Below are 22255 nucleotides of genomic sequence, written 5' to 3'. Positions count from 1 at the left end.
TTTTCTTTTGATCTGGGCTTGAGACACCGAGCCAGCAGATGACGATTGCGGCGAGAGCGATGGCTGACAGGACCACCTTCGCGTAGCGGTCGTCGCGGGGTGCGATCCGGCGCCAGTCCTTCAGGCGACCGAACCGGATCCCGATCCGGCTGCGCCGCTTTTGGCGCCGCCTGTCATAGGTCACCGGCGTCCTGCGCTGTTTCCATCCGGGGGGGGTGAGGGCCGGCAAGATCTGGTCCGGTGGATCAGATCAGCCCGGACCGGCGCGCATCTCTTTGCCTTTCAACCTGTCCCGGACCCCGTCGGCGTGATAGCCGCGATCCCCGAGCCGCCAGTCGACGGCCGGCACAGAGCCGCATGACGCCCGTGCGCCCACATGGTCGCTGACAGGGCCTGCCGACATGAAAAGCCCGACGGGGCCTTCTCTTCGCATCCGCAGCAGCCTGCAGCCCGGTGTTCCGGCCAGCTTTGGTTCGCCCGATCAGGCGGTCACATCCACCTTTTGGCGCCCGGACCGGACGCCATTCGGTGAACCTTAAGGTCCTTGCGCAGGCTCGCTCGAACGCATGGCCTTCGGTTGCTCATGTCGATCGACACGGTCCGGCCCGCGCGATGCGGCCGATATTCGACAATTTTTCGAGAAAATGTACCGTTCCTGCCGGACCGGCGCCCGGTTTGCCGGGCCTGATGAGGGCATCGGGCACCCCGGACGGGAAGCCCTGCCATCAAGCACAGGAGGCCACCATGGCCAGCGCAACCTCCCAGACCCAAAGCTCTCGTCCGGCCGCGCCGAAGGAGCCCGCGCGCGACGTCTCGGCCTCTCGGCCGGCTCCGGCCGACAGCTACCGTTTCAAGGACTGGGCCAGCATCTGACCGGCCCGGCGGGTCCGGGGGACGGACCCGTATGAAAAAGGGGCCCGAATGTCCCCCGCATGAAAAAGGGGCCGGTCCCGACGGACCCGCCCCTTCTTGCTGCCGCGCGCCGTCACGGCGCCTCGGCGGACCATTCCACCAGACCGGCTCAGCCGACCAGTTCGAGACCCGAGAAGAAATAGGCGATTTCTTCCTTGGCGGTGTCTTCGCCATCCGAGCCATGGACCGAGTTCTCGCCGATCGACAGCGCGAATTCCTTGCGGATGGTGCCTTCGGCGGCTTCGGCCGGGTTGGTCGCGCCCATCACTTCGCGGTTCTTCGCGATGGCATCCTCGCCTTCCAGCACCTGCACCACGATCGGCTCGGAGGCCATGAATTCGCAGAGTTCGTCGTAGAACGGGCGTTCCTTGTGCACAGCGTAGAACACGCCGGCCTGGGCCTTGCTCAGGTGAATCCGCTTCTGGGCGATGATGCGCAGGCCAGCCGCCTCGAGCTTGGCATTGATCGCGCCGGTCAGGTTGCGCTTGGTCGCGTCGGGTTTGATGATCGAGAAGGTGCGTTGAATCGCCATGTCTTGCGTCCTCTTGGGCGCCGCCCCGGGGCGGCGGTGAAAAATCGCGGCCCTGCTAGCACGCGCCCCGACCCTTGAAAACAGGCTTTCGCTGCCCGGCCCGGAACCGATAACGCTGGATCACGTTGTCTCGAGTGTTCGCGCGCGCCTGTGAAAAGGGTCATTTGATGTCTGTGATTGTCGATTTCCTGAACACCGTGCTCTGGGGCTATGTCCTAATCTGGGGACTGATCGGAGCCGGGCTTTACCTCACGATACGCCTCGGCGGGATCCAGTTCCGACATTTTCCCGAATTCATCCGGGTTCTGATCAGCTCGGACGCGTCGGACCGCAGCGGCATCACGCCCTTGCAGGCACTGACCGTGAGCCTTGCCAGCCGGGTCGGCACCGGCAATCTGGCGGGCGTCGCGGTCGCGATCTATCTCGGCGGGCCGGGCGCGGTGTTCTGGATGTGGATCGTGGCCCTTGTCGGCATGGCCACGGCCTATGCCGAATCGACGCTGGCCCAGCTTTACAAGGTGCGCAACGCCGACCGCCAGTATCGCGGCGGCCCCGCCTATTACATCTGGCACGGGCTGGGCGCGAAATGGCTGGGCTATGTGTTCTGCTTCTTCTTCCTCTGTTCCTTCGGGCTGATCTTCAACGCGGTGCAGTCCAATTCCATCGCCGATGCCGCCGACGGCGCCTTCGGCATCCCGAAACTCGCGACCGGCCTCGTCATCGGCGCGCTGACCGGCATCGTCATCTTCGGCGGCATCCGATCGATTGCCAGCGTCGCCGAACGCGTGGTGCCCTTCATGGCCGGGATCTACCTTCTGGTCGCGGCCTATGTTCTGGTCGTCCATGCCGCCGAGATCCCCGGCCTGCTGGCCCTGATCGTCAAGAGCGCCTTCGGCATCGACCAGGCGGTGGGCGGCTTTGCCGGGGGCTTTGCGGCCGCTGCGCTGAACGGGATCAAGCGCGGGCTGTTCTCGAACGAGGCCGGCATGGGCTCGGCCCCCCATATCGCGGCCGTCGCCGTGCCCGACCCGCATCACCCCTCGAGCCAGGGCATGGTGCAGGGGCTGGGCGTCTTCATCGACACGCTTCTGATCTGTACCGCGACCGCGCTGATGATCCTGCTGTCGGGCGCGGTCGACTATGGCCCCGACGGGGTCACCGGGACCGAGCTGACCCAGAACGCGCTCTCGGTCCATATCGGCGCCTTCGGCCCGGCCTTCATCGCGGTCGCGATCCTGTTCTTCGCCTTCACCTCGATCATCGGCAATTATGCCTATTCCGAGAATGTGATGGAGTTTTTGGGGCTTGGCCGCGGCGTACCGCTGGCGATCCTGAAGGCCGCCCAGATCGGCATGGTGATCTGGGGCGCGGTGCAGCCGGTGACGAAGGTCTTCAACTTCGCCGATGCCTCGATGGCGACCATGGCGACCATCAACCTCGTCGCGCTGGTTCTGCTGTCGGGCACGGTGATCCGGCTTACGAAGGACTATTTCGAGCAGCGCAAGACCCGGGCTGAACCCTGTTTCCGGCTCTCGCAGCATCCCGAGATCGACCCGAGGGGGATCGACCGCACGATCTGGAACGCGGATATCGCCGCCGAGCGGGGCGCCTGATCGCGCTTCCCCACCGGCCCGTGCCCTGCTAAGGCACGGGCCATGCTGCGCATTGACGATCTTCGCTATTCCATCGAGGGGCGCCCTTTGTTCGAGGGGGCCTCCGCCGTCATTCCCGATGGCCACAAGGTGGGTCTCATCGGCCGGAACGGGGCCGGAAAGACCACGCTGTTCCGGCTGATCCGGGGCGAGCTCACGCTCGATTCGGGCGCGATCTCCTTTCCGCAACAGGCCCGGATCGGCGGCGTCGCGCAGGAGGTGCCCTCGTCCTCGACCTCGCTGCTGGACACGGTGCTGGAAGCCGATACCGAGCGCGCCAGCCTCATGGCCGAGGCCGTGACCGCGACCGACCCCCACCGCATCGCCGAGATCCAGACCCGGCTGGCCGATATCGACGCCTGGTCGGCCGAGGCGCGGGCGGCCTCGATCCTGAAGGGGCTGGGCTTCTCCGAGGCCCAGCAGCACATGCCCTGTTCGGATTTCTCGGGCGGCTGGCGGATGCGGGTGGCGCTGGCGGGCGTGCTCTTCGCCCGCCCCGATCTGCTGCTTCTGGACGAGCCGACCAACTATCTCGATCTCGAGGGCGCGCTCTGGCTGGAAAACTACCTGGCGCGCTATCCCCATACGGTCCTCCTGATCTCTCATGACCGCGGGCTTCTGAACCGTGCGGTCGGCCATATCCTGCATCTCGAGAATCGCAAGCTCACGCTTTACGCGGGCGGCTATGACGCCTTCGCCCGGGCCCGTGCCGAACAGCGCGCGGTGCAGGCCGCCGAGGCCAAGAAGCAGGACCTGCGCCGGGCGCATCTGCAAAGCTTCGTCGACCGCTTCCGCTACAAGGCCTCGAAAGCCAAGCAGGCCCAGGCCCGGATCAAGATGCTGGAGAGGATGCCCCCCATCGCCGCGCCCGAGGAGATGGCGCGCGTCGCCTTCAGCTTCCCCCAGCCCGAGGAGCTGTCGCCGCCGATCGTGGCGATGGAGGGTGTCTCGGTGGGCTATGACGGCAAGGCGGTGCTGCAGCGCCTTTCGCTGAGGATCGACCAGGACGACCGGATCGCGCTTCTGGGGCGGAACGGCGAGGGCAAGTCGACCTTCTCGAAACTGCTGGCGGGCAAGCTCGACAAGCTGTCGGGCCGGGTGACCACGGCCAACAAGCTGAAAATCGGCTATTTCGCCCAGCACCAGGTCGACGAGCTGCATCTGGACGAGACCCCGCTCGAGCATATCCGCCGCGAACGGCCCGACGAGGCCCCCGCAAGGCTGCGCGCGCGGCTCGCGGGGTTCGGGCTTGGCGCCGATCAGGCCGAGACCGAGGTCGCGCGGCTGTCGGGCGGGCAGAAGGCGCGGCTGTCGCTCCTGCTGGCCACGCTCGACGCCCCGCATCTGCTGATCCTCGACGAACCCACCAACCATCTCGACATCGAAAGCCGCGAGGCGCTGTCCGAGGCGCTGAACGATTATTCGGGCGCGGTGATCCTGGTCAGCCACGACATGCACCTGTTGTCGATGGTGGCCGACCGGCTCTGGCTGGTCGAGGGCGGGCGCGTCGCGGCCTTCGAGGACGATCTCGACGCCTATCGCAAGATGTTGCTGGGCACCGACACGCCCGAACGGACGCAGACCGCCAGGGTCGCCGCGCCCAGGCGCGCCACGCGCGACGAGATCCTGACGCTTCGCGCCGAGGTCCGCAAATGCGAGGCCCGGGTCGCGAAACTCGACGAGATGCGCCTGAAGCTGCAGGAAAAGCTGGCCGATCCGGAGATGTACGACCCCGCCCGCGCCGATGAGCGCCTGCTCTGGCAGAGGAAGTTCGCCGAGGCCGAAGAGGCGATGGACCGGGCCGAGGCGCTTTGGATGGATGCGCTTGAAAGCCTTGAGAAAGCAGAGGCTTGAGCGATGGAGCTCGGGTTTTACATCAGCGCTCTGGTCACCCTTTTCGTGATCATCGACCCGATCGGGCTGGCGCCGGTCTTCGTCGCCCTGACCCAGGGCATGTCCGCCCGGCAGCGCCGCGTCGTCGGCCTGCGCGCGGCCGCCATCTCGGTGGCGGTGCTGACACTGTTCGGGATCTTCGGCGAACAGGTCCTGGTCTTTGCCGGGATCTCGATGCCCGCATTCCGGATCGCGGGCGGCATCCTGCTGTTCCTGACCGCGCTTGAAATGCTGTTCGAACGGCGCAGCAAGAAACGCGAGGACCGCGCCCATGAAGAGCTGCCCGATCCGTCGGTCTTTCCGCTGGCGACGCCGCTGATGGCGGGGCCGGGTGCGATCGCGACGATGGTGCTGCTGACAGGGCAGGTCGACCGGGCGCCGCTCGACATGCTGCTCGTGCATCTGGCGATGATCGGCGTGATCGGGATCTGTCTCGGGCTGTTCATGACGGCCAGCCTGCTGGAACGCGCGCTGGGCCATACCGGTATCGTCGTCGTCTCGCGGCTGCTGGGCATGCTGCTGGCCGCGCTTTCGATCCAGTTCATCCTCGACGGGCTGAGGGATTTCGGTCTTGCCCCGGTCTGACGCCCCTCGCGCCGAAGCGCGGGCACCCTATATCCAAGGGATCAAGGCGAAGGGGGCGCGATGACGGGCGACGATTTCGGACGGCTGATCTATCTGGTTCTGCTGGGCTCGGTGATTGCGGGGTATTTCCTGCTGTCGAACCGGCAGCGGCTGGGTCAGGTCGCGCAGCAGGCCGCGATCTGGGGGCTGATCTTCATCGGCGCGATTGCCGGCTTCGGGCTCTGGTCGGACATCCGCCATCAGGTCGCGCCGAGCCAGACCGTGTTCGGCGAGGAGCGGCGCGTCGAGGTGCCGCGCGCACCCGACGGGCATTACTACATGACGGTCGAGGTCAATGGCACGCCGCTTCATTTCGTCGTCGACACCGGGGCGACCGATGTGGTGCTGACCCGCAAGGACGCCACCCGGGTGGGGATCGATCCCGACGGGCTGCAATATTTCGGCGAGGCCCATACCGCGAATGGCACCGTCCGGACCGCGCCGGTCCGGCTGGATACCGTCGCGATCGGCCCGATCGTCGACCGCAACCTGCGCGCCTTCGTCAATGCCGGCCAGATGCGCGACTCGCTTCTGGGCATGGCCTATCTGAATCGCTTCGAACGGATCGAATTCATCCGCGACCGGATGATTCTGACGCGCTGAACCTCTCGCACCGGGCCGCCCGGCCCGCTAGGCTGGTCCGCACAGCCGAGGAGACAGCCGATGACAGACGCCCGCAAGGCCCCCGACAGCGCCTCCACCGACAGCACCGCCATGATGGCCGATGACCGGATCGCAGAGATCGCCGCGGCCCAGCCGCCCTTCGCCCGGCTGCTGGGACTGAAGATCGTCTCGGCCGCGCCCGGGCGGGTGGTGGCCGATCTGGTGGTGACCGAGGCCCTGACCAACAGGAACGGCACGCTGCATGGCGGCGCGATCATGGCGGTGGCCGACAATCTGGGCGGCACCGCAACCTTCCTGAACATCGATCTCGAGGCGGGCGAAGGCACCTCGACCATCGAGAGCAAGACCAATTTCTTCCGCACCGTGGCGCTCGGAGATACCGCACGCTGCGAGACCGTGCCGCTGCATCGCGGCCGCAGCACCATGGTCTGGCAGACGACCATCACCCGCGGCGACGGCACGCTGGCGGCCAATGTGATCCAGACCCAGATGGTGCTGCGCCCGCGCGCACAGTAGCGGACCGGCGGACCGGGCCTCAGCCGCCGCTTTCGGCCTTCTTCTGCCAGCGGCCGCTTTCCTCGGACCAGTATTGCGCGGCCAGCCCCGCGCCGGTCAGCGCGCGCCATTGCCCCCGCGCCCGCTCGACCGCTGTCGGATTGTTGCCGTCGAACAGGATGCAGACCCTCTCGAGCGCGCGGGTCTCCTCGGGGCTCACCTCGGCGCCATCGACCGCCATCAGGCAGCGCGCCCCGTTCGGCATGTCGGACCCGTCCGTCAGCAGCACCGGCTGATCGGCATCGAAGCCGGTTCCCGCAAGCCCGTGCGGCAGGAAGCCCTCGCCCATCCAGAGCCGCTCGTCGAGCCGGGCCAGCCGGTCGCGGTCGGATCCGCGCACCGCGACGCGCATGTCACGCTCCAGCGCTTTTCCGAGCAGCATCGGCAGCGTGTCCTCCAGCGGATGCCGGGTCAGATGATAGAAGAGCGCCTGTCCCATAGGGCCGGTCAGTCCTGCGAAAGCGGATTGTAGCTGCCGAAGGTCCAGACATGGCCCTCGGGATCGGCGACCGAGAATGCACTGCCGCCCGGGCCGTCCCCCGAGAGCGGCGCAACGATCCGGGCCCCGGCCTCGCGCACACGCGCATGCAGACGGGCCGGATCGGGCACCACGGCATAGATCGTCAGGCTGTCCGGCGCGGCCCTGCCTTCGGGACCGGCCGGAGGCGGACCGAGTCGCCCCGGCCCGGCCGGGCCGCGGATCGAGACCAGCCCCTCGCCCAGCCGCAATTCGGCATGGAGAAAGCCGCCCTCGCCATCGCGGCGCACGACATGCTCGTCGAGCCCCAGCACCCCCACCAGAAACAGCAGGGCCGCCTCGGGGTCGCGGTAACGGATCGCAGGAATGATCATCGGGGTCTCCCTCGGCCTCTGCGATCCGATGCTAGCACCGAAGACTCAATTCTCGAAGCGCTCGGCCACCAGCCGGTCGAGCGCCAGAACGCCCCAGCCCGTCGCGCCTTTCGGCGCCAGCGGGGTCTCCTCCTGCGTCAGGGCCACGCCCGCGATGTCGAGATGGATCCAGGGCGTGTCCTCGGCGATGAAGCGCTGCAGGAACTGCGCTGCGGTGATCGAGCCCGCGGGCCGGCCGGCCGAATTCCGGATATCGGCCAGGCGCGACTTGATCAGCTTGTCATAGGACGCACCCAGAGGCATCCGCCAGGCGCCCTCGCCCTCGGTGGCGGCGGCCTTCAGGAAATCGGCGCAGAAGGCGTCATCATTGGAAAAGACGCCCGCATTGGCATTGCCGAGCGCGACGATGATCGCCCCGGTCAGGGTGGCCAGATCGATCACGCCCGCGGGCTTGAACCGGTCCTGGGCGTACCAGAGCACATCGGCCAGCACGAGCCGGCCCTCGGCATCGGTATTGATCACCTCGATCGTGTCGCCCTTCATCGAGCGCACGATGTCGCCCGGACGCTGGGCGCGCCCGTCGGGCATGTTCTCGACCAGCCCGACCACGCCGACGACATTGGCCTTGGCCTTGCGCAGCGCGAGCGTGCGCATGACGCCCGCGACCACCGCCGCGCCGCCCATGTCCATGGTCATCTCTTCCATGCCCTGACCGGGCTTGATCGAGATACCGCCGGTGTCGAACACCACGCCCTTGCCGACGAGCGCCAGCGGCGCCTGATCGGGCGCGCCGCCATTCCAGCGCATCACCACCACCTTGGACGGGCTTTCGGACCCCTGCCCCACCGCCAGCAGCGCGCGCATGCCCAGGGCCTTCAGCTCGTCCTCCTCGAGGATCTCGACATCGAGCCCAAGCTCCTGCATCGCCGCCAGTCGCCCGGCAAAATCGTCGGTGGTCAGCACATTGGCAGGCTCGTTCACCAGATCGCGGGTGAAGAACACGCCCTCGGCCAGCGCCGCCATCGGCCCGGCCGCGCTTGCGGTCTCTTCAGGCCTGGCGACCATCACCTTCACCGCCCCGGGGATGACCGGGTCCTCGCTCCGATGCGCATCGAAGCTGTAGGCGCGCAGCGCAAAGCCGAAGGCGATGTCGGCGGCGCGCGGATGGTTGCCCGCCAGCAGAGTCACATCGGCCTTGCCCTGCCGCCTGGCCAGTTCGGCCCCCGCCCGCCGGGCCTCGGCCTGGCTGGCCTTGCGGTCGAGCCGCACCACGTCGACCGCTTCGGCCGCAAGCCCGGAGGGCCAGGCCAGCGTCACGATCTCGGCCGGTTTCATCTGCGCGAAGGCCTCGCTCTCGACGAAGCGCGCCAGCGCGCCGCGGCTCAGGCGGTTGACCCGCCGCGCCCCCGGATCGAGCTTGCCCTCGGCACCGACGAGGACCGCGATGCGGCCAGCGGAGCCCGCGACCGCTTCGAGATCGGTTTCGGCAAAGGCAATGGCGACGGGGGTGCTCATCTGCGGCTCCTGCTCTGGCATATCTGTCGGCCCCATACCTAGTGCCGCACCCCGCGCTTTACCAGATAGCAGTTTTCCCCCCTGAGCGATTGGTCTAATCTGCCGCCCGATCATGCACCTGCCGAGGATATTCGTGCCCAGATTCGACCGATACCTTCTGGCGCAGCTGACCGTCCTGTTCGGCTTTTTCGCACTCGTTCTGGTCTCGGTCTACTGGGTCAACCGGGGCGTGTCCCTGTTCGACGACATCATCGGCGACGGCCAGTCGGCGCTGGTCTTCCTGGAATTCGCGGCCCTCACCCTTCCCAACGTGATCCGTCTCGTGCTGCCGGTCGCGGCCTTCGCGGCCACCGTCTACGTGATCAACCGGCTGACCAATGAAAGCGAGCTGGTGGTGATGCAGGCGCTCGGCTGCAGCCCCTGGAGGCTGGCGCGGCCGGTCGCGATCTTCGGTCTGCTGGTCGCGATCCCGATCTGCATTCTGACCCATTTCCTGGTGCCCGCCAGCCGCGCCCAGCTCGATCTGAGGCAAGCCGAGATCTCGCGCGATTTCACCGCCCGCTTCCTGTCGGCCGGGCAGTTCCTGCACCCGGCCGGGGGCATTACCGTCTTCATCCGCGACATCACCCGCAGCGGCGAGCTGAAGCAGATCTATCTGTCGGACGCCACCACCCCCGGCACCCGCGTCACCTATACCGCGAAGCGCGCCTTCCTCGTGCAAAGCGAGGACGGCCCGAAACTGGTGATGGTCGACGGCATGGCGCAATGGCTGCGCAAGGAGGACCGGCGGTTGTCGACCGCGACATTCGACGATTTCGCCTATGATATCAGCGGCCTGATCGGCTCTGCCCGGATCCGCCGCCCGTCGCTCGACGTCATGTCGACGCGCGATCTGCTGTTTCCGAGCCCCGAGCTGATCGAGGCCGCGGGCAAATCCCGGTCGGTGTTCCTCTACGAGGGCCATGCCCGTACCGCGCAGGGGTTGCTGGCCGTGGCGGGCGCCCTGATCGGCTATGGGGCGCTCATGATCGGCGGCTTCTCGCGGTTCGGGCTCGGGCGCCAGATCGGGCTTGCAATCACGCTGCTGATCGCGGTCAATTTCCTCAACAACACCGCCGCCGGCTTGGCCCAGCGCGACGCGAGTTACTGGCCCGTGACCTACCTGCCGCCGCTGGCCGGCATCGGGATCGGGCTCGGGCTGATCTGGCTGTCGGCGATGCGCCACCGCAGGCGGCGGGAGCGGCCGGCATGACGCTGCATTTCTACATCGCGCGCAAATTCACGCTGTACCTGCTTGGGATCCTGGGCATCTTCGGGACCATCATGGTCCTGATCAGCATGGTCGAGGAATTGCGGAATTTCGACCTCGGCCAGATCGGGGTCGGCGGCGCCCTGCATCTGGCCTTGCTGAAGGTGCCCGGCGATCTCTACACCATCCTGCCCATGGTCACGGTGATGGCCACGGTGGCGCTGTTTCTGGCACTGGCCCGCAGTTCCGAGCTTGTCGTGACCCGCGCCTCGGGCCGCTCGGCGATGCGCATTCTGGGCGCGCCGGTCGCGGTGGCGCTGGTCTACGGCGTGGTCGCGGTGGCGATCTTCAACCCGATCATCGCCGCCACCTCGCGCGAATATGACAGCGTGTCTTCGGCCTACAAGGGCCGCGAGGCCAGCCTGCTCTCGGTCAGTTCCGAAGGGCTCTGGCTGCGGCAGGGCTCGCTTGCCGGACAGACCGTGATCCGCGCCGCGCGGGCCGATGCCCAGGCCACGCGCTTCTACGACGTCACCTTCCTGGCCTTCGATGCAGAGGGCAATCCGGCCTGGCGGATCGAGGCCGAGGAAGCCCGGCTCCGCCCCCAGGGCTGGGACATCCGCAATGCCAAGCGCTGGAGCTTCGGGACCGGGATCGACAATCCCGAGGCCCGGGCGGTGGTCTCGCCGCAGCTCGTGCTGCCCTCCGACCTGACCCTTGAACGCATCCGCGACAGCTTTGCCCGCCCGGCTGCGGTCGCGATCTGGGATCTGCCGACCTTCATCTCGGGGCTTGAGCGTGCCGGCTTCTCGGCGCTTCCGCAACGGGTCTGGTTGCAGATGGAACTGGCCATGCCCGCGGTGATGGTGGCGATGGTGCTGCTGGGCGCCGCCTTCACCATGCGCCATGTCCGCTTCGGCCGCACCGGTACGATGGTGATGATGGCCCTTGGCCTCGGTCTGGGGCTGTTCTTCCTGCGCAACTTCGCGCAGGTATTGGGAGAGAATGGCCAGATTCCCGTGGTCCTGGCGGCCTGGAGCCCGCCGCTTGCGGGAATTCTGCTGTCACTCGGATTGCTGCTGCACCTGGAGGACGGTTGATGCGGGCCCTTCTTGCCCTCGCCCTGACCACGGCCCTGACCACGGCAAGCCTGTCCTTGCCGGGGCGGCTTTGCGCCGAAGAGACCGCCCGCCCGCCCGCGACCCTGATCGCCGACCGGATCGGGGTGGGCGATCTGCGCCAGCTGGTGGCCGATGGAAATGTCGAGGTGCTTTACGGCGAGACCCGGCTTTCCGCGTCGCGCATCGTCTATGACCGCAACGGCGAGACCCTGGCCATCGACGGGCCGCTCACGCTGACCACCGGGGCCGACACGTTATTCCTGGCCGACAGCGCCGAACTGTCGGCCGATATGACAGAGGGTATCCTGCGCTCGGCCCGGCTGGTTCTCGATCAGCAATTGCAGATCGCAGCCGCCGACATCCAGCGCATCGCCGGACGCTACAACCGGCTCGGCGAGACCGTCGCCTCGACCTGCAAGATCTGCGCGAATGGCGAGGTGCCGCTCTGGCAGATCCGGGCCAGCCGCATCATCCATGACGAACAGGAAGGCCAGATCTATTTCGACAATGCCCGGCTCGAGGTCGCGGGCGTGCCGGTCTTCTATCTGCCGCGGCTGCGCATCCCCGACCCCTCGCGCAAGCGCGCCACGGGCTTCCTGACGCCCTCGACCCGGTTCACCGACCAGCTCGGGACCGGCATCAAGATCCCCTATTTCATCGAGCTGGGGCCCTCGCAGGACCTGACCCTGACGCCCTATATCTCTTCCAGCCGCACCAGAACGCTGGAACTGCGCTATCGCCGCGCCTTCACCAATGGCGAGATCGAGATCAACGGCGCGGTCTCGCGCGACGACATCCTCAAGGATGAGACCCGGCATTACCTCTTCGCCGAAGGCAGCTTCGAGCTGCCGCGCGACTTCAAGCTCGAGTTCGACATCGAGACGGTGTCGGACCGGGCCTATCTGCTCGATTACGGCTATTCCGAGCAGGACCGGCTGGAAAGCTCGGTCGAAATCAGCCGCGCCCGGCGCGACGAGCTGATCCGGGCCGAGATCGGCTATCTCGAGACGCTGCGCGACTCCGAAAGCAATTCCACCATTCCGTCGATCGCCGGCGATGTCGAATACCGCCGCCGCGTCGCCCCCGCCCTGCTCGGCGGCATGGCCACGCTCAGCTTCTCGGCCGACGCGCTGCACCGGAATTCGGACGATCCCAATGACGGGCCCGATTTCGACAGCTACGGCGACGGCATGGACATGGCGCGCCTGACCATCGACGCGGACTGGCGCCGCGACTGGATCCTCGACAATGGCATGGTGCTGGCCGCGCTTGGCGGGATCACGCTCGACCATTACGAGATCGGCGATGACGCGGTCTATGGCGGCAGCCAGACCCGGCTGACCCCCGGCGCCGCGGTCGAGCTGCGCTGGCCGCTGGTCAAGGCCGCCGCCGATGGCAGCGCCCAGGTGCTGGAGCCGGTGATCCAGCTGGCCTGGAGCCACGCGGATGATGGCGAGATCCCGAACGAGGACAGCGTCCTGGTCGAGTTCGACGAAGGCAACCTGTTCTCGATGTCGCGCTTTGCCGGGGAGGATGCGCGCGAGACCGGGCTGCGCCTCAATGCCGGGCTAGGCTGGACCCGCTATGCCGCCAGCGGCTGGGCGCTCGGGCTGACCGTCGGGCGGATCTGGCGGGCCGAGGACAGCGACCAGTTCGCCAGCGGCTCGGGGCTAGACGGCAGCAGCTCGGACTGGCTGACGGCGGTCAAGCTCGATTTCGGCAGCGAGGTCAGCATGACCAACCGCGCGGTCTTCGACGACGCCTTCGAGCTGACCAAGAACGATCTCAGGATCGATTGGGAAAAGGACGCCTTCGATATCGGCTCGAGCCTGCTCTGGATCGAGGCCAACCCGTCGGAAGATCGCCTCTCGGACCGCTCGGAATGGCTGGTCGATGCCGCCTACGACTTTCACCGGAACTGGACCGGCAAGGCCAACTGGCGCTACGATTTCGTCGCCGACGAGGCCGCCAAGGCCGGGATCGGGCTCGAATACAGCAGTGAATGCATCAGCGTGGATGTTTCCCTCTCGCGCCGCTTCACCTCGTCCACTAATGTGAACCCGTCCACCGATTTCGACCTCACGGTCTCACTGGCCGGGTTCGGGTCGCGTGGCAAGAGCGGCGGCGCGCGGCGATGCATGCGCTGATGAGACAGAAGAATAACGGAGGACAGGCATGATCCGACGCGTTGGCCTGGCGGTTGCGGCCGCGGCGATCCTGGTGCTGACCGGCGCCGATGACGGCAGGGCACAGCAGGGCGGCCCCTTCGCCCCGCGGCTCTATGTCAACGACACGGCGATCACCAATTACGAATTCGAGCAGCGGGTCCGGTTCCTGCGCCTGCTGGGCAACCCGCCCCGGATCGAGAAGGTCGCGCTTGACGGTCTGATCGACGACCGGCTGAGGATGGACGAGGCCAAGCGGCTGGGCGTCTCTGTCAGCGAGGAGGCGTTGCAGGAAGGCATGGAGGAATTCGCCGCGCGCGGGGATCTCGATATCGACCAGTTCGTGGCGGTGATCGGCGAGGCCGGGGTCTCGAAAGAAAGCTTCCGCGATTTCGTCAAGGCCGGTCTGGCCTGGCGCGAGGTGGTGCGCAGCAAATACGGGCCCCGCACGCAGGTGACCGATGCCGAGATCGACCGCGCGGTGCAGTCGGCCGCAGGCGGCAGTGGCGGCACGGCCGGCACCCAGGTGCTGTTGTCCGAGATCGTGCTGCGCGCCGATACCCCGGATTACCGGCGCGATGCGTTGGCGCTGGCGCGCCAGCTGAGCGGCTCGATCAACAGTGCCGACGCCTTTGCCGCTGCGGCGCGCAAGTATTCGGTGTCGCGCTCGCGCGATCAGGGCGGCCGCATGGGCTGGATGCCGCTGTCGAAACTGCCGCCCTCGATCGCCGGTCAGGTCCTGGCACTGGGACCGGGCAAGGTCTCGGAACCGGTCGAGATGGACAATGCCATCGTGCTGTTCCAGCTGCGCTCTGTGCGCGAGGGCAAGGCCCAGGGCCAGAAGGCCATTGCCGTCGATTATGCGATCTTCACCATCCCCGGCGGCACGCTGGCCGAGGCGATGAAGGTGCGGATGCGGGCCGATACCTGCGACGATCTTTACGGCGTGGCCCGCGGACTGCCGCCCGAACGGCTGCTGCGCGAGACCCGGCCGGTGGCCGACCTGCCCCCGGACCTGGCGCAGGAGCTTGCCAAGCTCGACGAGAACGAAGTGTCCTACGGGCTCAGCTCGCCTGCGGCGGCGTCGGTGCTGATGCTCTGCGGCCGGACCCCGGATCTGGCAGACCGGGGCGGCATCGACCGCGAAGCGGTGCGGCGGCAACTGTTCGGTCAGCGTCTGGCCGGCTTTGCCGACAGCTATCTCGCCGAACTGAAGGCCGACGCCATCATCCGCGAGCCATGACCGACCTGCCCATCGCGCTGAGCTGCGGCGAGCCGGCCGGGATCGGCCCCGAGATCGCGGCCCGCGCCTGGCAGAGCCTTGGCGCGCGGCTGCCCTTCTTCTGGATCGGCGATCCCCGGCACCTGCCCGAGGGAACGCCGCATGCCGAGATCCATGCGCCCGCCGAGGCGATGCATGTGGCCGCGACCGCGCTGCCGGTGCTGCGCCTGCCTTTCCCCGCCCCGGCCGTTCCGGGCCGCCCCGACCCGGCCAATGCGGCGGGCGTGATCGAGGCCATCGCCCGCGGCGTGGCGCTGGTGCAGGAGGGCAAGGCGGCCGCTCTTTGCACCGCGCCGATCCACAAGAAGGCGCTGCAGGACGGGGCAGGCTTTCCGCATCCCGGCCATACCGAATATCTGGCCCATCTGGCCGGGGTCCGGCGGGTGGTGATGATGCTGGCGGCGCCCGCGCTGAAGGTGGTGCCGGTGACCATCCATATCCCTCTGAGCGAGGTGCCGCGGGCGCTGAACGCCGATCTGCTGGACCAGAGCCTGAGGATCACGCAGACCGCGCTGATCCGCGATTTCGGGATCGAGAGCCCGCGCCTGGCGGTCGCAGGTATCAACCCCCATGCCGGAGAGGGCGGCGCGATGGGCGGCGAGGAAATCTCGCTGATCGCTCCGGTGCTGGAGCGGCTCCGGGCCGAGGGGATGCGGATCGAGGGACCGCTCTCGGCCGACACGATGTTTCACCCGGAGGCGCGGGCGCGCTATGACGTTGCGGTGGCAATGTATCACGATCAGGCGCTGATCCCGATCAAGACGCTTGATTTCGCGGGAGGTGTGAACGTGACGCTGGGCCTGCCCTTCATCCGGACATCGCCCGATCACGGCACCGCCTTCGACATCGCGGGCACCGGCCGGGCCGATCCGTCGAGCCTGATCGCTGCGCTGAAGCTGGCGCGCGAGATGGCGCTGACACGCGCGGCGGGACGGCGCTAGGCCATGCGACCGATGCCGGGGGTTTGCCACCCCCGGACCCCCGGCGGGTATTTTCGCCAAGAAGAAGAAAGGGCGCGGGCATGAGCACGATCGACGGATTGCCGCCGCTGCGCGAGGTGATCTCGGCGCATGAGCTGTCGGCCAAGAAGGCGCTGGGACAGAATTTCCTGCTGGATCTGAACCTGACCGCGAAGATCGCGCGGGTGGCCGGAGATCTGCGCGAGACCGATGTGCTGGAGGTGGGCCCCGGCCCCGGCGGGCTGACCCGGGGCTTGCTGGCCGAGGGCGCGCGGCGCGTGCTGGCGGTGGAGAAGGATGCGCGCTGTCTGGCCGCGCTGGCCGAGATCGCCGCGGCTTATCCGGGACGTCTGGAGGTGGTGAATGGAGATGCGCTGGCCATCGATCCGCTGGCCCATCTGGTGGCGCCGGTGAAGATCGTCGCGAACCTGCCCTATAATGTCGGAACCGAGCTTCTGGTGCGCTGGCTGACCCCCGCGGTCTGGCCGCCTTTCTGGTCGAGCCTGACGCTCATGTTCCAGAAGGAAGTGGCGGAACGGATCGTGGCCGAGCCGGGCAGCAAGGCCTATGGACGGCTTGCCCTCCTGGCGCAATGGCGGGCGGAGGCGCGGATCGCGCTGCGGCTGCCGCCCGAGGCCTTCACGCCGCCGCCCAAGGTTTCCTCGGCCGTGGTGCATCTGACCGCCCTGCCCCGCCCGCGTTTCGAGGCCGATCCGGCGGTGCTGGAACGTGTGGTCGCCGCCGCCTTCGGGCAAAGGCGCAAGATGCTGCGGTCGAGCCTCAAGGGTCTTGCGCCGGATATCGAGGATCTGTTGCGCCAGGCAGGCATCGCCCCGACCGAGCGTGCCGAGCAGATCCCGCTCGAGGGCTTTTGCGCGCTGGCAAGGGCGCTGGCGAAGGCCCGGTCTTAGGCCGGAAACCGGCATGAAAAAGGCGGCGCAGGGCGCGCCGCCGATCAGTCTTGTCCCGCCATCACTCTGGCGCGGTCACCCTGCTGCAGTCACTCTGCCGCAGGGGCCTCGCGTTGGGAGTCCGAGGGCTCCGGGGCTTCGGCGGAAGCGTCATTGCCGTCCCGCTTGCGCGCGCGCGATTTGGCTTCGTCCGGTTTGCCGTCGCCCGATTTCCCCTCGCCGTCGCTGCCCGGCTCGGCATCGGCCGCCTCGCCTTTCGGCTTGACCGCGCGCGGCTTGCGGGGACGACGCGGTTTCGGCGTCGGTTTTTCCTCGGGGGTTTCGACCAGGGTGCTTTCCCGTCCGTCATCGCCGGCCATGTCGATGACATCGGCACCACCACTGGAACTGGAACCGGAGCTTGGCTGGCTCACCGGCTGCTCGCCCTCATCGGTATTCGTGTTGGTCTGAGGTTGCTCGTCCCGGTCGCGGTTGCGGGGCTGTTGGGCTTCCTGCTGCTCGCGCCGGGCCTCCTGCTCGCGCTGGGCCTCGCCCAGCAGGCGTGCGTAATGCTCGGCATGCTGCTGAAAATTCTCGGCGGCGACCCGGTCATTGGCCAGCTGGGCATCGCGCGCGAGCTGGTTGTATTTCTCGATGATCTGTTGCGGCGTACCGCGCACTTTCCCCTCGGGGCCCGAACTGTCGAAGACCCGATTGACAATATTGCCCATCGAGCGCGAACGGTTCGACTTGGAGCGCGAACGTGACTTGGACGGTCTCATGCGTGTTCTAGTTTCCAGCCTAGTGGTGGTATCTCTGGACAGGGCCACGCGTCTTATTGCGCGGTTCAAAAATGAACCCCTGTCGACCTTTTTTGGCTTGTCTAGCGCGAGCGGCGCCTTCACGGCGCTCAGCCAACGCTCTCTTGAGTAAACACGGGCCGAGGACGCTGGCAAGAGGTAAATACACCAATTGCGGCCATTTGACGAGGGCCGCGCGCGGCACGCAACATTTTGACGTCACGTCCCCGATGCCGCAACGCGGGTCTCGACAACCCGGTGTCTGCCATCCAGATCGGGCCGCACCGCCAGGATTTCAAGACCGGCCGCCGCAAAGATGCCCGACACCGCCTGCGCCTGGGTCGGGCCGATCTCGACCAGAAGCCGCCCGCCCGGCGCAAGCCGCGCGCGCGCGCCGGCAGCAATGGCGCGATAGGCCGAGAGCCCGTCGCCGCCATCGGTCAGCGCCCCGCGCGGCTCATGAGCAAGCTCGGGAGCAAGGCCCGACATCTCGGCTTCGGCGATATAGGGCGGGTTCGAGACGATGAGATCGAAGCGGCCCTCGACCACCTGATACCAGTCCGACAGCAGGAACCGCGCGCCCGCCACGCCCAGCCGCCCGGCATTCCCGCGCGCCACGGCCAGAGCCGCGGCCGAGATGTCGGTGCCGAGCCCAAAGGCCCCGGGGCGTTCGGACAGCAGCGTCAGCAGGATGCAGCCCGAGCCGGTGCCAAGGTCCAACATATTGGAAAACGGGGCGGAAAGTGCTGCCTCGATCAGAATCTCGGTTTCCGGGCGGGGGTCGAGTACATCGCGGGTGACGCGGAAATCGCGGCCCCAGAAGGCGCGGAGCCCGACGATATGCGAGACCGGCTCATGCGCCTCGCGGCGGAGCAGCGCGGCCTCGAACCGGGCCCGGGCCGCGGCCGGAACCGGCTCGGGCAGAACGAGGGTCAGCCGCCCCGGGGCGATCTCCAGCGCATGGGCCAGAAGCCGCCGGGCATCGCGCTGGGGATCGGGGATGGCGGCCGCGCGCAGCCGGGCGATGGCCGCGGTCAGCAGGACGGCGCCGGTGGCGGCGCTCATCCCTCCATCTCGGCCAGCATCGTCGCCTGATCGTCGGCGATCAGCGCGTCGATCACTTCATCGAGATCGCCCGCGAGGATCTGCTCGAGCCGGTAAAGCGTGAGGTTGATGCGGTGGTCGGTCATCCGCCCCTGCGGGAAGTTGTAGGTGCGGATGCGTTCCGAGCGGTCGCCCGAGCCGACCTGGGCCTTGCGGGTAGCGGCGCGTTCATCTGCGGCTTTCTGACGCTCCAGATCGAAAAGCCGCGCCCGCAGCACCGCCATGGCGATGGCCCGGTTCTGGTGCTGCGATTTTTCCGAGGAGGTGACGACTATGCCCGTCGGCAGGTGGGTGATGCGCACCGCCGAATCGGTGGTGTTCACATGCTGCCCGCCCGCGCCCGAGGCGCGCATCGTGTCGATCCGGATGTCCCCGGCCGGAATGTCGATATCGACGTCCTGCGCCTCGGGCAGCACGGCGACGGTCGCGGCCGAGGTGTGGATGCGGCCACCCGATTCCGTGGCTGGCACGCGCTGGACGCGGTGCACGCCGGATTCGTATTTGAGGCGCGCGAAGACGCCCTCGCCCTGCACATTGGCGGTGACCTCCTTGATCCCGCCAAGCTCGGTCTGGTTTTCCTCGAGGATCTCGAAGCGCCAGCCCTTCGCCTCGGCATAGCGCTGATACATCCGCAGCAGATCGCCCGCAAACAGCGCCGCCTCCTCGCCGCCGGTGCCGGGGCGGATCTCGACGATGGCGGGGCGGGCATCAGCCGCGTCCCTGGGCAGAAGCGCGATCCGAAGCGCCTGTTCCAGTTCCGGCAGGCGCGCGCGCAAGTCGGGCAGCTCTTCCTCGGCCAGCGCGCGCATCTCGGGGTCTTTCAGCATCGCCTCGGCGGTGTCGATATCCGACAGCAGCCCGCGATATGCCTCGATCTCGGCGACCACGGGTTTCAGCTCGGCATATTCGCGGCCGAGCTGCGCGAAATCGCCCCCTGCGCCTTCGGCAAGCCGGGCTTCGAGATAGCCGAAGCGGCGCGAGATCTGTTCAAGTTTGTCTAGCGGGACCATGGCGCTCTGTCGCGCGAAAGCCGGGGGACGGTCAAGAGGCTGGCCGGGCCAGCCGGGCCTCGAGCGCGGCCTGCCAGGCGGTCAGCCGTCTGGCGTTCACGCCAAGATCGGAATGGCCGTAGCGCGAGCGCGAAAAGGCGGCCCAGCTGGCCCCGCCCTCCTCGGGCAGAATGCGGACCGAGATATAGTCGGGGAAACCCCAGAGCGCCGAGCGCTGGACATAGGTCATGAAGAGATCGCCGGGTGTGCCCGCGATGCGCAAGGTGCGCGGCTGGGCCAGCGCCATGGCATCAAAGGCCTCGGCCAGCGCCTCGGGCGTGAGGACATAGACCGGCGCCACGCGGTCGCCGCCCTCGGGCCGGACAAGCGCGGCATTGGGCGTCGCGGGCTTCGTCGCGGTCAGCGGATCGACATGCCAGACCGCCGGATCGTCGGGCACGGTGCGGAACCAGACCGCGCCGCCCAGAACGGCAAGCCCGGCCAGCAGCAGGATCAGGGCAAGGATCTTCATGCCTCCTCTCCGGTATCGAAGCGGCGGGTCCAGCCCCAGAGGCAGATCAGCTCGACCGCGACATGCGCCCCGGCAATGGCGGTGACGCCGGTCGGATCATAGGGCGGCGAGACCTCGACCACATCGCCCCCTACCATGCTCAGCCCGCGCAGACCCCGCAGGATCGCCGCCGCCTGCGCGCTGCTCAGCCCGCCCCAGACCGGGGTGCCGGTGCCCGGCGCGAAGGCCGGGTCGAGCGCGTCGATATCGAAGCTGAGATAGGCCGGGGCCTCGCCCACGATCTCGCGCACCCGGGCCGCGATGGCGGCGGGGCCATGGTCATGCACGAAAGGTGCATCCAGAACGGTGATCCCCATCGTGTCGGGATTGTCGGTGCGGATGCCGATCTGGACCGAGCGCGCCGGATCGATCAGCCCGGCCTTCACGGCCTTGCCGAACATGGTGCCATGGTCGATCCGGGCCATGTCGTCATCGGCCCAGGTGTCGGTATGGGCATCGAACTGCACCAGCGCGAGCGGTCCGTGTTTGGCCGCGTGGGCGCGCAGCAGCGGCAAGGACACCGAGTGATCGCCGCCCAGCGCGATACAGGCGGCCCCCGCATCCAGGATGCCCGCGACATGGGCCTCGGCCCGGGCCGGGAACTCGGCCACGCTGGCATAATCGAAGGCCATGTCACCATAATCGACGATGTCGAAGACCTCGAACGGGTTGTAGCCCCAGCCGAAGGGCCGGTCGAAGGCCTGCAGCGTGCTGGCCTCGCGGATCGCGCGCGGCCCGAAACGGGTGCCGGGCCGGTTCGTCACCGCCTGATCAAAGGGAATGCCGGTGATGGCCAGATCGACGCCCGCAAGATCCTTGGTCAGGCTGCGGCGCAGGAACGAGGTCACCCCCGCGAAGGCGTTCTCGTAGGCAAGCCCGCGATGCCCCTTGCGGGTGATCGCCGCATCGACCTCGGATTTCGCGTCTTCCAGTGCCATGGCCGGACCCTCCTGCGCGCCCCGCGCAGGATAGCGCGCGGGTTCCCTTTCTCCAGCCCCGGCTTTACACCCCGGCCTGTCTTAGTCCAACTCCTGCCGATGCCAGATTGCGAGGCCCAGATGACCGAGGATTCCGACCGCTTGATCCATGACCCCAAGGGCGGCCTGCCGCGCCTTCTGGAAATCATGCGGCGCCTGCGCGACCCTGCGACCGGTTGCCCTTGGGATATCGAACAGGATTTCCGCTCGATCGCGCCCTATACGATCGAAGAGGCCTATGAGGTCGCCGATGCCATCGAGCGCGAGGCCTGGGACGAGCTGGAAGGCGAGCTGGGCGATCTGCTGCTGCAATCGGTCTATCACGCGCAGATGGCGGCCGAGGCGGGGCTGTTCGACTTCCAGTCGGTGGCGGACCGGGTCTCGGACAAGATGGTGGCGCGGCATCCGCATGTCTTCGGCAGCGAGGATCGCGGGAAATCGGCCGAGCAGCAGACCCGCGACTGGGAGACGATCAAGGCGGCCGAGCGGGCGGGCAAACAGGCGAAAGGCGTGCTCGACGACGTGGCGCTGGCGCTGCCCGCGCTGACCCGGGCGGTCAAGCTGCAGAAACGCGCGGCCCGGGTCGGCTTCGACTGGCCCGAGACGGCGCAGGTCGTCGACAAGATCGTCGAGGAGGCTCAGGAGCTGGTGGAGGCCCGCGAGACCCTGACCGAGGCCGAGGTTTTCGAGGAATTCGGCGATCTCTTGTTCGTCGTGGCCAATCTCGCCCGCCACCTGAAGATCGAGCCCGAAGAGGCCCTGCGCGCCGCCAATGCGAAATTCACCCGCCGCTTCGCCGGGGTCGAGGCGCGGCTGGCGGCCATGGGCAAGCGACCGCAGGAGTCGGACCTGGCCGAGATGGACGCGCTTTGGAACGCGGTGAAGGCCGAGGAAAAGGCCGGTCGCTGAACCGCCCCTGGGCCCGGGAAAACCGGCCTCAGGAGGGCGACACACAGCCCCGGCGCGGCACGGGCCGTATCTTTGCGTGA

The 22255-nt window shown here is 67.7% G+C and carries 22 protein-coding genes and 1 pseudogene; 13 read left to right on the top strand and 10 right to left on the bottom strand.

Annotated features, from left to right (window positions below; translation table 11 throughout):
* Nucleotides 1-28: 28 nt before the first annotated feature.
* Nucleotides 29-418, bottom strand: a pseudogene (locus ACK8CO_RS17280) (transposase); the annotation flags it as partial.
* Between the two features lie 326 nt (nt 419-744).
* Here ACK8CO_RS17280 and ACK8CO_RS17275 point away from each other — a divergent pair.
* Nucleotides 745-873, top strand: coding sequence for a hypothetical protein (locus tag ACK8CO_RS17275; RefSeq protein WP_255377920.1), 129 nt, complete (start codon nt 745-747; stop codon nt 871-873).
* Between the two features lie 148 nt (nt 874-1021).
* Here the strand turns inward: ACK8CO_RS17275 and ndk are convergent, their stop codons facing one another.
* A complete protein-coding gene (gene ndk / locus ACK8CO_RS17270) occupies nt 1022-1444 on the bottom strand; it encodes a nucleoside-diphosphate kinase (RefSeq protein WP_414897442.1) in 423 nt (140 codons plus the stop codon).
* A gap of 167 nt (nt 1445-1611) precedes the next feature.
* On the opposite strand from ndk, the gene ACK8CO_RS17265 reads away from it, so the two are divergent.
* The 5 genes from ACK8CO_RS17265 to ACK8CO_RS17245 are packed head-to-tail and all read left to right on the top strand — an operon-like array spanning nt 1612 to nt 6753.
* Nucleotides 1612-3057: an alanine/glycine:cation symporter family protein gene (locus ACK8CO_RS17265; protein WP_414897441.1), complete on the top strand. Its 1446-nt coding sequence runs from the start codon at nt 1612-1614 to the stop codon at nt 3055-3057.
* 42 nt (nt 3058-3099) lie between these two features.
* Nucleotides 3100-4950: an ABC-F family ATP-binding cassette domain-containing protein gene (locus ACK8CO_RS17260; protein ID WP_414897440.1), complete on the top strand. Its 1851-nt coding sequence runs from the start codon at nt 3100-3102 to the stop codon at nt 4948-4950.
* A 3-nt stretch (nt 4951-4953) separates the two neighbouring features.
* Complete coding sequence (locus ACK8CO_RS17255; protein WP_414897439.1) at nt 4954-5574, top strand: MarC family protein; 621 nt, start codon at nt 4954-4956, stop codon at nt 5572-5574.
* 60 nt (nt 5575-5634) lie between these two features.
* The gene (locus tag ACK8CO_RS17250; protein WP_080616714.1) at nt 5635-6216 is read left to right on the top strand and encodes a TIGR02281 family clan AA aspartic protease; all 582 of its coding nucleotides are present in this window, start codon (nt 5635-5637) and stop codon (nt 6214-6216) included.
* 60 nt (nt 6217-6276) lie between these two features.
* A complete protein-coding gene (locus ACK8CO_RS17245) occupies nt 6277-6753 on the top strand; it encodes a PaaI family thioesterase (RefSeq protein WP_414897438.1) in 477 nt (158 codons plus the stop codon).
* A 19-nt stretch (nt 6754-6772) separates the two neighbouring features.
* On the opposite strand, the gene ACK8CO_RS17240 is transcribed toward ACK8CO_RS17245, so the two are convergent.
* The 3 genes from ACK8CO_RS17240 to ACK8CO_RS17230 are packed head-to-tail and all read right to left on the bottom strand — an operon-like array spanning nt 6773 to nt 9159.
* A complete protein-coding gene (locus ACK8CO_RS17240) occupies nt 6773-7231 on the bottom strand; it encodes a DNA polymerase III subunit chi (protein ID WP_414897437.1) in 459 nt (152 codons plus the stop codon).
* Between the two features lie 8 nt (nt 7232-7239).
* Nucleotides 7240-7644 (bottom strand): VOC family protein, encoded by a 405-nt coding sequence (locus ACK8CO_RS17235; RefSeq protein ID WP_414897436.1) that lies wholly within the window; start codon nt 7642-7644, stop codon nt 7240-7242.
* Between the two features lie 45 nt (nt 7645-7689).
* Nucleotides 7690-9159 (bottom strand): leucyl aminopeptidase, encoded by a 1470-nt coding sequence (locus ACK8CO_RS17230; protein ID WP_414897435.1) that lies wholly within the window; start codon nt 9157-9159, stop codon nt 7690-7692.
* 133 nt (nt 9160-9292) lie between these two features.
* On the opposite strand from ACK8CO_RS17230, the gene lptF reads away from it, so the two are divergent.
* From lptF to rsmA, 6 genes are all read left to right on the top strand, one after another.
* The gene (gene lptF, locus ACK8CO_RS17225) at nt 9293-10411 is read left to right on the top strand and encodes an LPS export ABC transporter permease LptF (RefSeq protein WP_414897434.1); all 1119 of its coding nucleotides are present in this window, start codon (nt 9293-9295) and stop codon (nt 10409-10411) included.
* Nucleotides 10408-11508, top strand: coding sequence for an LPS export ABC transporter permease LptG (gene lptG / locus ACK8CO_RS17220; protein ID WP_414897433.1), 1101 nt, complete (start codon nt 10408-10410; stop codon nt 11506-11508). Before lptF ends, lptG begins: the two co-directional genes overlap by 4 nt.
* Nucleotides 11508-13676, top strand: coding sequence for an LPS-assembly protein LptD (locus tag ACK8CO_RS17215; protein WP_414897432.1), 2169 nt, complete (start codon nt 11508-11510; stop codon nt 13674-13676). Before lptG ends, ACK8CO_RS17215 begins: the two co-directional genes overlap by 1 nt.
* Before the next feature lie 28 nt (nt 13677-13704).
* Nucleotides 13705-14937, top strand: a complete 1233-nt coding sequence (locus tag ACK8CO_RS17210) for a peptidylprolyl isomerase (RefSeq protein WP_414897431.1) — start codon at nt 13705-13707, stop codon at nt 14935-14937.
* Entirely contained in the window at nt 14934-15917 is a 984-nt protein-coding gene (gene pdxA / locus ACK8CO_RS17205) for a 4-hydroxythreonine-4-phosphate dehydrogenase PdxA (RefSeq protein ID WP_414897430.1), read from the top strand. Before ACK8CO_RS17210 ends, pdxA begins: the two co-directional genes overlap by 4 nt.
* A gap of 80 nt (nt 15918-15997) precedes the next feature.
* A complete protein-coding gene (gene rsmA / locus ACK8CO_RS17200; RefSeq protein ID WP_080616723.1) occupies nt 15998-16846 on the top strand; it encodes a 16S rRNA (adenine(1518)-N(6)/adenine(1519)-N(6))-dimethyltransferase RsmA in 849 nt (282 codons plus the stop codon).
* A gap of 89 nt (nt 16847-16935) precedes the next feature.
* On the opposite strand, the gene ACK8CO_RS17195 is transcribed toward rsmA, so the two are convergent.
* The 5 genes from ACK8CO_RS17195 to speB all read right to left on the bottom strand — a co-directional run bounded on the left by ACK8CO_RS17195 (nt 16936) and on the right by speB (nt 21227).
* Nucleotides 16936-17607 carry a DUF4167 domain-containing protein gene (locus tag ACK8CO_RS17195; RefSeq protein WP_414899038.1) on the bottom strand — a complete coding sequence of 224 codons (672 nt, stop codon included), beginning with the start codon at nt 17605-17607 and terminating at the stop codon, nt 16936-16938.
* Nucleotides 17608-17844: 237 nt separating this feature from the next.
* Entirely contained in the window at nt 17845-18690 is an 846-nt protein-coding gene (gene prmC, locus ACK8CO_RS17190) for a peptide chain release factor N(5)-glutamine methyltransferase (RefSeq protein ID WP_414897429.1), read from the bottom strand.
* Nucleotides 18687-19739: a peptide chain release factor 1 gene (gene prfA, locus ACK8CO_RS17185; RefSeq protein WP_080616726.1), complete on the bottom strand. Its 1053-nt coding sequence runs from the start codon at nt 19737-19739 to the stop codon at nt 18687-18689. The genes prmC and prfA overlap by 4 nt, the downstream gene beginning before the upstream one ends.
* 31 nt (nt 19740-19770) lie before the next feature.
* Nucleotides 19771-20250, bottom strand: coding sequence for a DUF1499 domain-containing protein (locus ACK8CO_RS17180; RefSeq protein WP_414897428.1), 480 nt, complete (start codon nt 20248-20250; stop codon nt 19771-19773).
* Nucleotides 20247-21227, bottom strand: a complete 981-nt coding sequence (gene speB / locus ACK8CO_RS17175) for an agmatinase (protein ID WP_414897427.1) — start codon at nt 21225-21227, stop codon at nt 20247-20249. The genes ACK8CO_RS17180 and speB overlap by 4 nt, the downstream gene beginning before the upstream one ends.
* A 120-nt stretch (nt 21228-21347) precedes the next feature.
* Here speB and mazG point away from each other — a divergent pair, with 120 nt between their 5' ends.
* Nucleotides 21348-22175 carry a nucleoside triphosphate pyrophosphohydrolase gene (gene mazG / locus ACK8CO_RS17170; RefSeq protein ID WP_414897426.1) on the top strand — a complete coding sequence of 276 codons (828 nt, stop codon included), beginning with the start codon at nt 21348-21350 and terminating at the stop codon, nt 22173-22175.
* Nucleotides 22176-22255 lie beyond the last annotated feature (80 nt).

The organism is Rhodovulum sp. HP10 (assembly GCF_047553435.1).
GTDB lineage: Bacteria > Pseudomonadota > Alphaproteobacteria > Rhodobacterales > Rhodobacteraceae > Rhodovulum.
The sequence above is the reverse complement of the archived record's forward strand: the minus strand, read 5'-3'. Positions and strand labels throughout refer to the sequence as shown.